This window comes from Thiorhodovibrio winogradskyi (assembly GCF_036208045.1).
In the GTDB taxonomy this organism is placed as follows: Bacteria; Pseudomonadota; Gammaproteobacteria; order Chromatiales; family Chromatiaceae; genus Thiorhodovibrio; species Thiorhodovibrio winogradskyi.
In genome coordinates, this window is record NZ_CP121472.1 from 3,309,470 (window position 1) to 3,324,542 (window position 15,073).

The 15,073-nt window shown below is 61.9% G+C and carries 10 protein-coding genes; 3 read left to right on the forward strand and 7 right to left on the reverse strand.

Features of this window, described 5'->3' with window-relative positions:
- Window positions 1–348: 348 nt before the first annotated feature.
- The 3 genes from Thiowin_RS14905 to Thiowin_RS14915 all read right to left on the reverse strand — a co-directional run bounded on the left by Thiowin_RS14905 (window position 349) and on the right by Thiowin_RS14915 (window position 6,610).
- Window positions 349–1,791 (reverse strand): GTPase/DUF3482 domain-containing protein, encoded by a 1,443-nt coding sequence (locus Thiowin_RS14905; protein ID WP_328983789.1) that lies wholly within the window; start codon window positions 1,789–1,791, stop codon window positions 349–351.
- Window positions 1,791–3,773 carry a DUF2868 domain-containing protein gene (locus Thiowin_RS14910; RefSeq protein WP_328983790.1) on the reverse strand — a complete coding sequence of 661 codons (1,983 nt, stop codon included), beginning with the start codon at window positions 3,771–3,773 and terminating at the stop codon, window positions 1,791–1,793. Before Thiowin_RS14910 ends, Thiowin_RS14905 begins: the two co-directional genes overlap by 1 nt.
- A 110-nt stretch (window positions 3,774–3,883) precedes the next feature.
- Window positions 3,884–6,610, reverse strand: a complete 2,727-nt coding sequence (locus Thiowin_RS14915; RefSeq protein ID WP_328983791.1) for a chemotaxis protein CheW — start codon at window positions 6,608–6,610, stop codon at window positions 3,884–3,886.
- 457 nt (window positions 6,611–7,067) lie between these two features.
- Here Thiowin_RS14915 and proV point away from each other — a divergent pair, with 457 nt between their 5' ends.
- From proV to Thiowin_RS14930, 3 genes are all read left to right on the forward strand, one after another.
- Window positions 7,068–8,258: a glycine betaine/L-proline ABC transporter ATP-binding protein ProV gene (gene proV, locus Thiowin_RS14920; protein WP_328983792.1), complete on the forward strand. Its 1,191-nt coding sequence runs from the start codon at window positions 7,068–7,070 to the stop codon at window positions 8,256–8,258.
- A complete protein-coding gene (locus Thiowin_RS14925; protein WP_328983793.1) occupies window positions 8,258–9,175 on the forward strand; it encodes an ABC transporter permease in 918 nt (305 codons plus the stop codon). Before proV ends, Thiowin_RS14925 begins: the two co-directional genes overlap by 1 nt.
- A gap of 125 nt (window positions 9,176–9,300) precedes the next feature.
- Entirely contained in the window at window positions 9,301–10,164 is an 864-nt protein-coding gene (locus Thiowin_RS14930; protein WP_328983794.1) for a glycine betaine ABC transporter substrate-binding protein, read from the forward strand.
- Window positions 10,165–10,264: 100 nt separating this feature from the next.
- Here Thiowin_RS14930 and Thiowin_RS14935 read toward each other — a convergent pair whose 3' ends face one another.
- From Thiowin_RS14935 to Thiowin_RS14950, 4 genes are all read right to left on the reverse strand, one after another.
- Entirely contained in the window at window positions 10,265–11,725 is a 1,461-nt protein-coding gene (locus Thiowin_RS14935; protein WP_328983795.1) for a bifunctional 2-methylcitrate dehydratase/aconitate hydratase, read from the reverse strand.
- Window positions 11,726–11,771: 46 nt separating this feature from the next.
- Window positions 11,772–12,938 carry a bifunctional 2-methylcitrate synthase/citrate synthase gene (prpC, locus tag Thiowin_RS14940; RefSeq protein ID WP_328983796.1) on the reverse strand — a complete coding sequence of 389 codons (1,167 nt, stop codon included), beginning with the start codon at window positions 12,936–12,938 and terminating at the stop codon, window positions 11,772–11,774.
- 78 nt (window positions 12,939–13,016) lie between these two features.
- On the reverse strand, window positions 13,017–13,970 hold the full coding sequence (gene prpB / locus Thiowin_RS14945; RefSeq protein ID WP_328983797.1) for a methylisocitrate lyase: 954 nt from the start codon (window positions 13,968–13,970) through the stop codon (window positions 13,017–13,019).
- Complete coding sequence (locus tag Thiowin_RS14950) at window positions 13,967–14,674, reverse strand: GntR family transcriptional regulator (protein WP_328983798.1); 708 nt, start codon at window positions 14,672–14,674, stop codon at window positions 13,967–13,969. The genes prpB and Thiowin_RS14950 overlap by 4 nt, the downstream gene beginning before the upstream one ends.
- Between the last annotated feature and the right edge of the window lie 399 nt (window positions 14,675–15,073).

Genomic DNA, 15,073 nt, shown 5'->3' on the forward strand with positions numbered 1-15,073 from the left:
TGCTTGACCCCTCGCTGGTTAGTCCTTCGGTGGTGCATCTGGGTAGTCTCTGTTGGCAAGCGGAAAGCTGGTGGTGCCAAGCCTTGCGCGCCGATCCGGCTGACCTGATCGCTGTCTGTCGAGCATCGCCCAGCATAAGATGGCAATTTGACAGCAGGATGCCGTCTTTGTGACATTGCGATGACGCTTTCATCATGGAAGAAAGGCACAAGATCGCCAACGCTTAATATGGACGCGCGCAGCGTGCGCTGCAAGGGCGGCATGAAGGCAAGATCGGTCGGGCTGCCCGCTCAACCAGAGGGGCTGGGAGGTCGGAAACCTGGCGCCCTGGGATCTTAGCAGCCGTCCTCAGAGATCCGCGCGGCTGTCGATTTCGCTTGCTGACAACCCGCGCAGCAGTTCGGCCAGGATCTGACGACTTTCATCCTCGAACTTGCTGTCCTTGCCCTTGCGGCTGTCGGCAAAGAACTTTGACAGGGTTTTCAGCTGATCGGAAGTAAGTTCCTCGGTAAAGCCGCGTTTTTTCTTGATTGTCCGATCAGGGACGCGATTGGGCGAGCTGTCATCGGCGGCCTTGCGCCCGTGCGACCAGTTCATGGCGCGCGCGCAGTAGAGCAGAATGCGGTCGAGCAGGATGAAGGGAAAGCGCTGATTGCTGACCGGGCCGAGGGAGAAGCGCTCCACGCCCAGGGTGCGTTGAATATCCACCTTGGCCAGGGCCGCGCCACCGAGGGCGCCAAGCACGCTGCCAGCGGTGGCGCCAATCAGCAGTCCGGCACCCAGGCTGCCGCCGGCGAGGGACAGATCAATGCCAACACCCGTGGTGGCCCCAGCCGCGGCGCCGGCAAGTGCCATTTGCAGGCGGTTCAAACCCAGTGCCTTGCCGACTTCGTCGGAGAAGAGGTCTTTGTTGAGCAGGGAGTCAGGCGGCAAATTCCAGACATTGTGGCGGAAATGCGCGCGTACCTCGGCCTGGGTATCGGCCTCGAGCTTGCGCAGCCCGTCCTGAAAAGCCTGTCGGAGCCGCGCCTGAATGTCCTGGCGATCCGTCTCCGACTGGAGTTCGCTCACCCGTACCACCCGATTGACGCGGTAGGTCAGAGCTTCTTTCAGCAGGCCGATGATGGAGGTGACGCTGGCGTCAATGCGGCGTTCCCAGTCGTGACTGAAAGCCTCGATGGTTTCCTCCAGTTGCGGCTCCCAGCGTTGGTCGATGCTCTTGAGTGCATTGAGCAGCTTAATCCGCTCGGCATAGGTGGCGCGGTGGGCGTTGAACTCGCGCACGGAGTTAAAGGACTTGGCGAGCGCGTCCTGCCAGACCGCCATGTATTGTTGGTTGTTGCTGAGGTTGTTCAGAATCGCCATGCGCGGGCGCGCGGTCAGGCGCAGCAACTCCATTTCTGTGCGGTCTTTTTCCTTGATGCGCTTGGAGCCATCGACCACCAGGATAATGCCGGCGCCGGCGGCCACGGGTTCGAGCAGAGCGACGTCGTGGCTGTACATGGGATCATGGCGAAAGGCGGCGACAAAGGCGCGCGCCAAATCCCCTTCCTGCTCGTGTGCCTGGAACCACTCGAGAATATCGCTCGGGTTCTGAAAACCCGGGGTATCGATGAAGGCAATCACCGTCTTGCCGTCGACCACCACCGGGTAGCGATCGGAGCTGGTAGTGGTGCCGGCGCGCTTGTCGATTTTGATGCGGTCGTTCTCGGTCAGGGTGGCGACCACCGAGGATTTTCCGGCATTGGGATGGCCCATGATCGCCAAGGTGGGGATGTCTTCCCGTGCCATCAGTGATCCTCCCTGGGTGTTGCCGCGGCATTGTCATCGGTCTCCATGGTGGCAGAAGTGTCTGGCGCGGGTGTTAGCATGGTCAGGCGCAGATAGGGATCGGCGAGTTGCTCGATCTTGCGTTCCCAGTCGCTGAAGTCGAAGGGGGTGACGGGTGGCAGGGCGTCATCGCCCTCGGGGTCGCCAATCAGGCTGATGACAATCTGGGCTTGATCGCCAGCGGCCGCTCGCACCCGGCGCAGGAAGCGCAGTCGCTCGGTAATGGGTGGCTGGGAGCCGTCATCGATCAGGGCGACGCGCGGTGGCGGCGCCTCCCAGGCGCTGTCCTCGATCAGCGCGATTGCCCGGTCCGCCATGGCGGTGCCACCGCCAAAGGTCGCCGAGGCCCCCACCCGCCAGCCACAGCATTGGCGCAGACGCTGTTGCAGGCGGGCATGATCGGCGTCTTCCAGGACATCGGCGACATCAACGTGCAACAGCAGCACGCAGGCATCAGGGGCGATGCGGGTTTGATGCGTTGCTTGCGCTGGCGGGCTGGCCGCCGGTGGTAGGGTCGGCTCCGATAATGCTTGGGGTGTTGCTGGGGCCGGCGTTGTTTCCAGGTTACCCGGTTTTTTCGCTGGCGCTTGCTGCGTGTTTGACGCCGTCGCGCGGGCGGTCGTCCGTGCTGGAGTTGGACTCTCGGTGTTTGGTGCGGCCGCGGGTTGTTGCGCGGCTTGATTGTCAGTCAGGCGTGTCGCCTCGCCACGCGGAGCCGCGCGTGCGGTGGTGACCGGCTTCAATGGCCCTGGGATGGGCATCTCCGGACCATGGCCGGTCTCGCCAAGCCCAGTGTCCAGATCGGGCGTGACCAGGCGGGTATAGAGCGCCTGGGTGCGCTGATGGGTAAAGGGCAGTCGCTCGAGCGCATGGCGCTGGATGAAAGCCGACAGCCCGAGCAGCAGCACTCTCGGCAGCAGCCCATAGGTGAACACGGCGCACACCAGGAACCAACGCCAGGCGCGCAAATGCTCGGCATCGGACAGGGACAGCGGGTCCTTCAGGTGAATGCGGGTGCCAGCCACCTCGGCCAGGGTCGGATAGCCGACGCCCTCGCCAAACAGCCAGCTCCAGGGCAAGGCGACCAAGCGGGTGAGATGGTAGGTGACCGCCGGATCGACATTGAGTGCCGAGCCCCAGCCGAATGCCAGATCGGTGAACCACAGCAACAACAGGGTGGTGAAAATGGCGCCGATGTTAAAGGCGATGCCAAAGGCCTGCACCGGCACCAGCATGGGCAGGTAGGAGGCCGGGCCGTAGAGGGAGAAATGCGCTTGCAGCAGCCCCTGTCGCGCTTGGGCGCGCTCGCGCACCTCGGGCGGCATCTGCCCCAGGCGATGACGTTGCACCCAATGGGCGACGCGCGCGAACAGCGGCCGAATGAGCTGGGCGAGCAAGGATACATCGCGCAGCGCCTGCTGCATGGACTTGCTGCGCCGCAGCAGCCAACCACCAAGGGTAAAGCTGGCCAGGCCCAGCTGCAGAATCACCAGCACAAAAACGTACCAGGACACATTGACCGCATGGTCGCCCTCGTACTGCAGCAGGGCCGAGGCAATGGTGCCGCCGGTGATCAGGCCGAGCACGATCAGCAGCAGGGTGACCAGGCGTTGACCGCGCGCGAAGGAGGCGCCCGGCAGCAGGGCGCGCAGGCTTGGGTCTTCGCCGCGGCGGCGCTCCGCCAGCCACAGACGCAGCGCCTGGCGGCGGTGCGCCGGGGTATGCTCCGGCTGCTCGATGCGCGCCTTGATGTGGTCCAGGTAGAGCGCGCGATCCCGCTTGGCGAGTGACTGGCGCCCGGCCAGGGTATCGCTCTTGGCATGCTCGTCGGCCTCGACGTAGTAGTCGAAGTCGAACAGATCGGGAATGTCCCAGCGTGGTCGGGCGGCCTCGTCACCCGCGGGCGGTTCGACCGCCAGTTCGGCATTGCGAGAAAAGCTCATGGGTTACCAGTATTCAGCACTAGGGGGTTACCGGCTAAGGATAACAATTTCGCGCTGAACAAAGGGCGCCGATTTCACCTCCGGTCGCGCTGTCGCGAGTGGATGGAGCTCTAATGCGTCGGGTCGCGCCCAAGCAGTGGTAATTCGGATGCGCCGTGACTGGCGCGAGTGCGAACCACCCGCTCCTCCAGTCCCTCGACATCCAGAATGGAGAGCATGGTCGCGCGCTCGTTGCCGCTGTCTGGACGCACCACGGCCTTGGTCAGCACGGATTTACCGGCCAGTTCCGAGCCGTAGCGGGAAATGCTGCGGTTGGGAATCTCCGGGCTGTCCATGATGCGGTCAATGACGATGCCAAGAATGCCCTCGTCTTCGCTCACCCCGGGGCGGGGTTTGACCTTCACTAGCAGCAGACCATCGCTCTCGGGATTGTAGCCGTGGTCGCTCAGGCCCAGCAGCTCGCGGATGGAAATTACGCCAACCGTCTGTCCGCCAAAAGAAAACACCCCGACAAAGCCAGGGTTGGCGCACACCAGCGGGGTGACCTGCTGGTCGTTGATGGAGCAGATAACATCGCAGGACTCAATGCCGAACAGCCGTCCGCCAATCAGGAAGGTGGAGATGTCCGTGGTGAGTTCGTTGCCCGAGGGCTGGGGGTAGATCGGCCGTTCGCCACGGGCACGATCACTAGTCCGATAACTGGTCTGATCACTAGCGCTGCGCCCATCGCTTGATTCGGTGTTGGTATCCGCAACTGAGCCGATTTTCATGAATACCAAGGCGATCACATCGTTACGATAGTGGTCGCCCGGGCTTTTGTATTCGCGATAGCCGCGCGAGGCGCGGGCGCCGACAACGAAATAGGCGCCCTGGTATTCGACGATGTTGGACACGCCAGCGCCGGGCTTGAGCGCGAAAAATTCCGGGTCTAGCTCCAAGTTGTCGCCTGGGGCAAGTTGGCTGTGGCTGGAGGCGATCACCTGGCGCTCTGGGTCGGCAAAGACCGCGAAGCAGCCATCGAGGATGTCGCCGCGCTCGCTCTTGGGCAGAGCATCGCGCAGCATGGCGGAAAACTGGGGCTCGGAGTCAAACACAATTCCTATACCGCCGAGGATTTGCCGCGGATTGTCGATGGCGGTGACCGAAGCGCCATAAATATAGGTATGGCGGTCGTTGTACAGCCAGGTGCGGGCAAAAGGCGAGACACTGTAGATCTGGGAGTCGCGAATCGCCAGGGTTTCCATCACCCAGGACTCGCCGAGCTTGGTGCCGATGGCTTGGCGCAAATCCGGATTGGACACCGCCACAATGGTGCCAAGCCGGTCGTAGAGAAACAGATTGGTGTAGACCGTGTAGAGATTGTTGATGTAACTCAGAATGCTTCCGAGCGCGCCGCGCTCTTGGTCGCCGATCTGCTCGGCAATCAGATTCTTGCGAAAGTAGGAAGTCAGCGCCCACCAGCGACAGTCGTTGGCGCGCTCGTAGAGGTTGCGGTCCATGATGTCGATGGCCAACGAGGCGCGAAACTGCACATCGGCGAGAATGGACGAGACCACGGTCTGATTGAGATCTCCAATGGACTCCTCGAACACCTCCTTGGTGCGCGCGCCCGTCTTGCTGATCTCCCCAAGCAGGGTTTTCGAGAAGCTGTTCTCGCCCGATTTGGTGTTGGCGATGCGCACATTGCCATTCCACACGGTCACATCAAGTTCTTTCTGAATTTTATCCGCCTGGCGCGGAATGTTGCGCAGCGCATCCGAAAACAAATTGGAGCGGCGCATCACGGCATCGAGAATGGCCGCGTCGATCTGGTCCGCGCCGCCGTCCAGATTTTTCTCGAAGGCATAGGTCAGTGGCACCATCACATGGCCGAACCAACCAGGGCCGGCATAGCCCTGGTAGCCCTGGGTGACGCGGGTTGTGGCCAGATACTCGCGCCCGCCGAAGCGCGCTATGCCATAAGGGGTGTCCAGCCGCGCCTGCATGCGCGCACCCACGGGAATATGGTGCTCGTCATTGCTGGCGATGACGCGCCCGTCGCGGTCGAGCAACAGCAAGACTTCCCAGTCATCGGGGGTGATCAGGTGCGCGAACACCCCGGCCATTTCGTCCTCGAAGCGAAACATCAGGCAGAGTACTCCGAGCACCCGCGATTTGGGCGAGTTGTTCTCGGTAATCCGGTAGGCGTAGATCAGGCTGCGCTCACGGCGCGGGTCGAGATCCGAGGCACGATAGACCTCGACATAGTCGCGGCTGGTTTCCATGGCCTCGCGAATCAACGGATCTTGCGACTGGTTGACGGGATTGGCGTCATCGAGCTGCGCCAACACCTGCCCACCGGGACTGAGCAGAACAATGTTGTCATAGACCGAATACTTGGCCACATACTCGCGAAAGCGGGTCTTGATGCTGTGATGACTGGCTGAGCTTTCCGCCTCTGCATCCGTGGAGCCCGTGCCGCCCTCAAGAGAGGCGATAAAATCACGAAAGTCATCGTCCGTGGCCAGAAAGCCAATATCCGCCGTGCGCTCAAACAGATTGCGGATGACAATATCCACCGCCACCTGCGCCTTGGCTTGCATCTCGGCGACGGTCTTTTTGAGATTCTCCGTGCCAAGATGGTGCAGCAGCTCTTTGGTCAGGTTCTGAAAGCCCTCGCGGGTTTCGGTCATGTCCATGCCGATGTTGCTCATCTGCCCGAGCAGGGTGAGCAGGTTCCAGCGCTCGGCGAGGGCGTCCAAACTGGTGCTGTATGCCCTGACCTGGGGCATGTGCGGCATCAGGGAGTCGAGGCTTGCGGTTTCCGGATGAAGTCGGGGCTGAGCGGAAGCGGCCATGAAAATCAACTCTCTATAGCGATAACCCAGAGCGTCGACACAGTTTCCAGTGGGGCGTCGGTCCGAGAAACGTCAGGAGATCATGGGCGTCATGCAAGTCTTATTCCGCCTTTTGGGTTGTGGGCCTCATGCGTGTGGCAGGTACCTGGGAATTTTCCTGGGTGTTTGCCTGGAGTGTCTGGTGGTCGGTTGAATCCGCTGGTTGGAGCTGCTAGGGTAAAAAAGATGTTGGAAAGATTGCTCGGACATCACGGCATTTTTCCTTCACCGCCACTCATCGCGGACGCCGTCCGCTTCTTTCGCGTTGCGCCACGCGCGTTACAGCCTGACACACAGAGCCCACACCCGAGCCAATCGCCGCAACCTAAAGCTCGTGAACCCGATTGACCAATTGATCGGGGGATAGGCCGCCACCGGTGCGCATTCCGCGCTCGCCTTTAGAATCGACAAAGTGCGCATGACTGACAAGCTCGTCATCGAGAATCTGTACAAAATTTTTGGCCCCGCGCCCGATGAGGCCATTCGGCTGCTCGATCAGGGTCTGGGCAAGGATGAGATTTTCCAGCGCACCGGCACCACCGTTGGCGTGCGGCAGGCGAGCTTCAGCATCCGCGCGGGCGAGGTGTTCGTGGTCATGGGGCTGTCGGGGTCTGGCAAGTCCACCCTGGTGCGCATGATCAATCGCCTCATCGAGCCCACGCACGGGCGTATTCTGCTTGACGGTATCGACATTACCGCGATGAACAAGCAGGAACTCATCGATATGCGCCGCCACCAGATGAGCATGGTGTTCCAGTCCTTCGCCCTGCTGCCGCATAAGACGGTGGCCGAGAACGCCGCTTTTGGGCTGGATGTAGCGGGCAAGACGCGTCAACAGAGCCGCGATCAGGCGATTCAAGCGTTGTCCACCGTCGGCCTGGAGCCCTATGCCGATAGCTATCCCGATGAGCTTTCCGGCGGCATGCGCCAGCGTGTCGGGCTGGCGCGGGCGCTGGCTACCGAGGCGCCCATCCTGCTGATGGACGAAGCCTTCTCGGCGCTCGATCCACTGATCCGCACCGAGATGCAGGATGAACTGGTCGGCTTGCAAGACAAAAAGCCCCACACCATCGTGTTCATTTCCCACGATCTCGACGAGGCCATTCGCATTGGCGACCGTATTGCCATCATGGAGGGCGGTCGGGTGGTTCAGATTGGCACGCCGGAGGAGATCGTCACCCAGCCGGCCAATGACTATGTGCGCTCTTTCTTTTATGGCGTGGATGTCAGCAAGGTATTCACGGCCGGGGATATCGCCTCCAATCGTGCGTTGATTGTCTTTGAACGCACCGGGATGAACGTGCGTGCCGCGCTCGCGCAATTGCAGGATCACGGACGGGCGCTCGGGGTGGTGACGGATCGAGAAAACCGCTATCGCGGCATGGTCAGTGTCAATACCCTGGCCGCCGCGGCAAAAACCACTGGCACCCACTGGGATCAGGCCTTTATCGCGGATCTCGAGCCGGCGTCGGCGACGATGGATCTCTCGGAGGTGCTCTCGCGCGTGGCGAGCAGTGAGCATCCAGTGCCGGTGGTCGATGAACAGGGGCGTTATCGCGGCATTATCGACAAGACCATTTTGTTGCAAACCTTGGATAAAACGACCTAATGGCTAAGTCTGATCTCGATTTCGATATCCCCATCGGCGACTGGGTCGAGGCCGGCGTTGATTGGATTCAAGACAATCTGACCCCGCTGCTCGATGCCATCGCCGATGGTCTGGACCTGATCATCGACGCCTTCGAGAATCTGCTGTTGTTCTTTCCGCCGCTGCTGCTGGCAGCCTTGATTGTCCTGCTGGCCACCTGGCGCGTGGGTTGGCGCTTTGGGCTCTTTGCCATCGCCGCCATGGCGCTGCTGTTTGGCATGGATATTTGGAAGGAAACCGTGGTGACCCTGGCGCTGGTCATTGCCTCCAGCCTGGTGGCCTTGGCCATTGGGATTCCCATCGGCATCGCCATGGCGCGCAATGACAAGGTCGAGATGATCGCGCGCCCCATTCTGGATTTCATGCAGACCATGCCGCCCTTTGTGTATCTGATTCCGGCGGCGATTTTCTTTGGGCTTGGCAAGGTGCCGGGGGCCATTGCCACCTTGATTTTCGCCATGCCGCCGGCGGTGCGCCTGACCAATCTCGGCATTCGCCAGGTCAGCACCGAGCATGTGGAAGCGGGCAAGGCCTTTGGCTGCACCAGCTCGCAGTTGCTGTTTAAGGTGCAGTTGCCGCTGGCCATGCCCTCCATCATGGCCGGCATCAACCAGACCATCATGCTGGCGCTGTCCATGGTGGTCATCGCCTCCATGATCGGCGCCGGCGGACTCGGCAATACGGTGCTGACGGGCATCCAGCGGCTGAATGTCGGCCTGGGCTTCGAGGGCGGGCTTGGCGTGGTGCTGCTGGCGATTTTGCTCGATCGCATCACTCAAAGCTATGGCCGCGTGCGCACCCGCGCTGGCCCGAGCCTGCTCTCGCGGCTACGCCGCTGGGCCGGACGCCATCCCGATCACGCCGCTGTGGTCGACTGATTGCATTTGCATTTTTCCCGCGAGCGTCCCTTTCCCAGGGGGCGCGCTCTTTACCGTCGGCGCGCGGCCGAACCCGCTTCCAGCTGCCGGCGGTGTTCTTTCAATCCTTATCTTAAGGAGTCTCCATGTTGAAAAACAGTCTCAAATCCCTTCTCGCCCTTGCCCTGACCGTCGGTCTTAGCGCCGGCGCCATGGCCGCGGACTCGATCAAAATCGGCTGGACCGCTTGGTCGGATGCGGAATTCGTCACCAAACTCGCCGCCAAACTGCTTGAGGATCGGCTCGGCTATGAGGTCGAGCTGGTGCAGACCGATATCGCGCCTCAGTACCAGGGCGTGGCCAACGGTGATATCGATGTCATGCTGATGTCCTGGCAGCCAGGCACGCACGGGGACTATCTGGAAAAGGTGTGCAAGGATGTGGTGCCGCTCGGCATCCTCTACACCCATGCCCAGCTCGGTTGGGCGGTGCCGAATGACATCCCCGAGGATGTGCTCAATTCCATCGAGGATCTGAAAAAAGACGAAGTGAAAGAGAAGCTTGACGGCACCATCACCGGCATTGATCCCGGCGCCGGCCTGACCCGGCTGTCGCAGCAAGCACTTGAAGACTACGACCTCGACTACGAGTTACAGATTTCATCCGGCGCGGCGATGACGGCGGCTCTGGAACGCGCCGTGCGTCGCGATGAGTGGATTGTGGTCACCGGCTGGAGCCCGCATTGGATGTTCGGCGCCTATGACCTGCGCTACATCGAGGACCCCAAGGGCGTGCTCGGCAGTTTCGAGCGCGTCGTGGCCCTGGCACGCAAGGGTTTCTACCAGGATCACATCCAGGCCGCGAGCTTCCTCTCGCGCATGCAAATCCCAATCGACGACCTGCAGGCGAGCATGTACGACGCCCAGGAAAGCTCCTATGAAGAAGCCGTCGATCAGTACATCGAGAACAACGGCAACCGCATCGATTACTGGGTGACTGGCGAGATTTAATCAGCCGAACTCCCGCTACAGAGCAGAAAACCGCGCTCGCCCGCAGGGGGCGCGGTTTTTTTGCGTCGGTTGCGCGGACTGTTTCGAGGACTGCCTGACTTTACGGCAGCAGCAATTCCATGAATCGTGGCACGGGCGTGGCTAAAAGCGCGGTTTCATCCTGGCATAGCGTCTGGATGCGCTCGGCCTGTCGGCGCGGGAAACGGGTGCGCAGCGCGGCGGCGAACTTCTTCTCCAGCACCGGAATGCCCTCGTCGCGGCGGCGGCGATGGCCGATGGGATAGTCCACCTCCACCTTCTCGGTCGCGCTGCCGTCGCTGAAGAACACCTGCACCGCATTGGCGATGGAGCGCTTGTCGGCGTCGAGATACTCGGTGCTGTAGCGCGGATCCTCGCGTACTTGCATTTTCGCGCGCAGTTGATCAATGCGCGGGTCTAGGGCCACGGCGTCTTCGTAGTCCTCGGCGCTCAGGCGACCGAACAGCAGCGGCACGGCTACCATGTACTGCAGGCAGTGATCACGGTCGGCCGGATTGTGAAGTGGGCCGTCCTTGCTTATGATGCGAATGGCGCTTTCTTGTGTCGTCAACTCAATGCGCTCGATCTGATCGATACGATCACGCACCTCGGGGTGGAGCGCCATGGCGCATTCCACCGCCGTCTGGGCATGGAACTCGGCCGGGAAGCTGAGCTTGAATAGCACATGCTCCATCACATAGCTGCCATAGTCGCGTGAGCGACGCAGTGGCTCGCCCTTGAAGAGAACATCCTGAAAACCCCAGCCCTTGGCTGTCAGCGCCGATGGCAGGCCCATCTCGCCCTTGGCCACCATCATGGCCAGGCGCAAGCCACGCGAGCTGGCATCCCCGGCCGCCCAGGATTTGCGCGAGCCGGTGTTGGGTGCATGGCGATAGGTACGCAGGGACTGACCATCGATCCAGGCATGGCTCAGCACATCGATGACTTGGTCCTTGTCCAGCCCCAGCATGCGCGCGGCCACGCCAGCGGAGGCCACCTTGACCAGCAGCACATGGTCCAGACCGACGCGGTTGAAGCTGTTCTCCAACGCCAGCACGCCCTGGATCTCATGGGCGCGGATCATGGCATCAAGGATGTCGGCAACGGTCAGCGGCGCCTGTTCGCTCGCAGGTCCACGCGCCATGGCCTGGCGCGAAAGAAAATCCCCCAGCGCCAGAATGGCGCCGAGATTGTCCGACGGATGGCCCCACTCGGCGGCCAGCCAGGTGTCGTTGAAGTCCAGCCAGCGCACCATGGCGCCGATGTCGAAAGCGGCCTTGACGGGATCGAGCACATGGGAGGTTCCAGGCACGCGCGCGCCATTCGGCACCAGGGTGCCGGGCACGAAGGGGCCGAGATGCTTGGTGCACTCCGGGTATTGCAGCGCCAGCATGGCACAGCCGAGCGAGTCCATCAGGCAATGGCGCGCGGTGGTCAGTGCCTCGGCGGAGTCGATTTTGGTATCACAGAGATAGTCGGCGATGGCGACAAGCTCGGCATCTGGATCGGGACGCAGGTTGGTGTCGGCGGTATGGGAACTCATGGGGAAGTGGTTAGTGGCTAGTGGTTGGTGGCTAGTGATTTGTGGCTCAGCGCTGCTCCATCGGCACCCAGGGACGGTTCTCCGGGCCGATGTAATTGGCGCTGGGGCGGATGATTTTGCCATCCTGGCGCTGCTCGATCACATGGGCAATCCAGCCGGTGGTGCGGGAGATGACGAAAATGGGCGTGAACAGGGCCGTGGGCACGCCCATCTGGTGGTAGGAGACGGCCGAGAACCAGTCGAGATTGGGGAACATCTTTTTCGCCTCCCACATGACCGACTCCAGCCGCTCGGCCACCTCGAACATGCGCAAATTGCCCCTGTCCTCGCTCAGGCGGCGGGCGACGGCCTTGATGATCTGATTGCGCGGGTCGCCCGTGGTGTAGACCGGATGGCCAAAGCCGATGATGATCTCCTTGCGCGCGAGCCGCTCGCGGATGTCCGCCTCGGCTTCATCGGCATTGGCATAGCGGCTCTGGATCTCGCAGGCCACCTCATTGGCGCCACCATGCTTGGGACCACGCAGCGCGCCTATGGCACCACTGATGGCCGAGTAGACATCGGCATTGGTGCCGGCGATGACCCGGGCGGCGAAGGTGGAGGCGTTGAATTCGTGCTCGGCGTAGAGAATCAGCGAGCAGTGCATGGCTTGCACCCAGGTCGCGGACGGGCGCTCGCCATGGAGCAGATGCAGCAGATGACCGCCGATGGAGTCATCGTCGGTCTCCACCTCGACGCGCCGGCCGTTGTGCGCGAAGTGATACCAATACAGCAGCATGGAGCCGAAGCTCGCGAGCAGGCGGTCACCGATGTCGCGCGTTGCCGCCGCTGGCATGCTGTCTTTCTCGGGCTCCAGGGTGCCGAGGATCGAGCAACCGGTGCGCAGCACATCCATCGGATGGGCCGAGGGCGGTAGCTGTTCGAGCGCCGTCTTGAGTGCCGCCGGCAGTCCGCGCAGCCCGCGTAATTTGACTTTGTACGCCGTGAGTTCAGCGGACGTGGGCAAGCGGCCGTGAATCAGCAAATAAGCGATGTCCTCGAACTCCGCCTGGTCGGCAAAGTCGAGAATATCAAAGCCGCGATAATGCAGGTCGTTGCCGGTGCGCCCGACGGTGCAAATGGCGCTGTTGCCGGCGACGGTGCCGGACAGGGCAACGGATTTTTTCGGCTTGGAGGACATCGGGGCCGTGGTGGTCGTTGGGCTGTCAGTCATGATGGGCTGCTCCGGGTAGACCAGAAGGAATCTAGAGTGGACGGGAAGGAAGTCCGCGACACCGGCGAGGGCAAGACCTCAGTCCGCGGTGTTGTGGCGCTGTTCGGCAAAGAGCCGGTCGAGATGTTCTTCAAAGGCGTGGTAGTCGAGAAATTCATAGAGCGCCATGCGTGTTTGCATGATGTCGACAACGCCGGCCTGGGTGCCCTCCTGGCGGATGGCGTGATAGACCTTGAGCGCGGCCAGATTCATGGCGCGGAAAGCGGACAAGGGATAGAGCGCCAGCGCGACACCGGCCGCGGCGAGTTCATCGGTGGTGAACAGCGGCGTGCTGCCAAACTCGGTGATATTGGCCAGCACCGGTACCCCGGTCGCCGCGACAAAACGTCGATACTGATCCAGCTCGGTCACGGCCTCGGGAAAGATCATGTCCGCGCCGGCCTCGGCGCAGGCCTGGGCGCGCTCAATGGCCGGCTCCAGCCCCTCGACCGCCAGGGCATCGGTGCGTGCCATGATGACAAAATCCTGGCTGCGCGCGTCCACCGCCGCCTTGATGCGATCGACCATTTCGGCCAGTGGCACAATGGCCTTGTTGGGCCGGTGGCCGCAGCGCTTGGCCGCGACCTGATCCTCGATATGACAGCCAGCGGCGCCGGCACGGATCAGCTCGCGCACGGTGCGCTGGATGTTGAGCGCCCCGCCAAAGCCGGTATCGGCATCCACCAACAGCGGGCGCTCGCTGGCATAGGTAATGCGGCGCGTGTCTTCAAGCACATTATCCAGGCTGGTGATGCCAAGATCCGGCATGCCGTAAGAGGCCGCCGCCACACCGCCGCCAGACAGATACAGGGCACGAAAGCCGAGCTGTTCGGCCATGATGGCGTGATAGGCGTTGACGGCACCGACGACCTGCAGGGGCTGTTCCTCGCCAAGGGCTGCGCGCAGGCGCCCGCCCGGCGTCAAATCGAGATGCTTGGAGGGATTGGAATTGCGATTGGGATTGGGATCGGTGGCCGGGGTGGGCTGGCTCATGCGACGGGCCTCATGGTTGGATGGTGCGGGTGGCTCGCGATGCACTGCTCGGCATGGCGGCGCGACGCGCGGATGTGACGGCGCATCAGCCAGTCGGCCAGTTCGCCATCGCGTTCGGCAATGGCATCGACGATCAGGCCATGCTCTTTCAGTGCCGCGGTGGCGCGCTCGCTTTTCATGCCGAACTGGCAGCGGTACATGCGTGCAAGGTAGTAGAGATCATCGCACAGAATCGCGATCAGGCGTCTATTGCCACTGCCATGCACAATACGATAGTGAAAATCCCAGTCACCCTCGCTTTGAAAATAGGCTTGCCAGTGGTCACGCGCGACACTGGCGCGATGCGCCTCGAGCAAGCCTTGCAGCTCGGCAATCTCGGCGTCCGTCATGGCCTCCGCCGCCAGCCGCGCCGCCAGCCCCTCCAATATCTCGCGCACCTGATAAAGCTCCACCAGCTGCTCGGCGCCAAGCGACACCACGCGCGCGCCGACATTGGCTCGGCGCTCCACCAGATGAGTCGCCTCCAACCGCCGCATGGCCTCGCGCAGCGGCCCGCGGCTGATCGCGAAGCGCTCCGCCAGCGAGGGCTCGCTCAGCTTGCTGCCGGGCGCGATCTCCCCCTCGACAATGGCGCGGCGAATTTGCGCGAAGACCCGGTCGGCCAGGGTGTCGCTATCAGGCGGCTTGGGAATGGCGGCCAGCATCTGCAATATTGTCGACAATTTATTAGAATCGACGAGGTTAATGCCTGCTAGACCAAGAAGTCAAGAGATTATGTCGACAATCTGGGATGATATCCGGTCGAGACGTTTAATCAGCGCATCGCCTGCTAGCCGCTGTGATTGGTACTTCGCGTTATCATTATGCGCGTCGCCTGAATTGTCCAAATTTCCTCGGCCTGATTCGCGGCAGCGCTTTGCATGGTGCCAAGCCGCAGTCAATATTCGGTCCCGCCCTTTGGTATCCGAAAATAGTACGGAACACAACGGAAAAAATATCGTCCAACGTTCGCCATGGAAGGCATGGCGCATCTCGATCCATCTCCCAAGTCACCACATCCGAGCCAGCACGCGGATGGCGGCCAGGGTCTGCCGTTCGCTCAG

Bases quoted from the DNA above. Each gene is read 5' to 3' on its own strand.
- Thiowin_RS14930 (WP_328983794.1), top strand. From the start codon at position 9,301: ATGTTGAAAAACAGTCTCAAATCCCTTCTCGCCCTTGCCCTGACCGTC.
- Thiowin_RS14910 (WP_328983790.1), bottom strand. From the start codon at position 3,773: ATGAGCTTTTCTCGCAATGCCGAACTGGCGGTCGAACCGCCCGCGGGT.
- Thiowin_RS14925 (WP_328983793.1), top strand. From the start codon at position 8,258: ATGGCTAAGTCTGATCTCGATTTCGATATCCCCATCGGCGACTGGGTC.
- Thiowin_RS14935 (WP_328983795.1), bottom strand. From the start codon at position 11,725: ATGAGTTCCCATACCGCCGACACCAACCTGCGTCCCGATCCAGATGCC.
- Thiowin_RS14905 (WP_328983789.1), bottom strand. From the start codon at position 1,791: ATGGCACGGGAAGACATCCCCACCTTGGCGATCATGGGCCATCCCAAT.
- Thiowin_RS14915 (WP_328983791.1), bottom strand. From the start codon at position 6,610: ATGGCCGCTTCCGCTCAGCCCCGACTTCATCCGGAAACCGCAAGCCTC.
- proV (WP_328983792.1), top strand. From the start codon at position 7,068: ATGACTGACAAGCTCGTCATCGAGAATCTGTACAAAATTTTTGGCCCC.
- prpC (WP_328983796.1), bottom strand. From the start codon at position 12,938: ATGACTGACAGCCCAACGACCACCACGGCCCCGATGTCCTCCAAGCCG.
- prpB (WP_328983797.1), bottom strand. From the start codon at position 13,970: ATGAGCCAGCCCACCCCGGCCACCGATCCCAATCCCAATCGCAATTCC.
- Thiowin_RS14950 (WP_328983798.1), bottom strand. From the start codon at position 14,674: ATGCTGGCCGCCATTCCCAAGCCGCCTGATAGCGACACCCTGGCCGAC.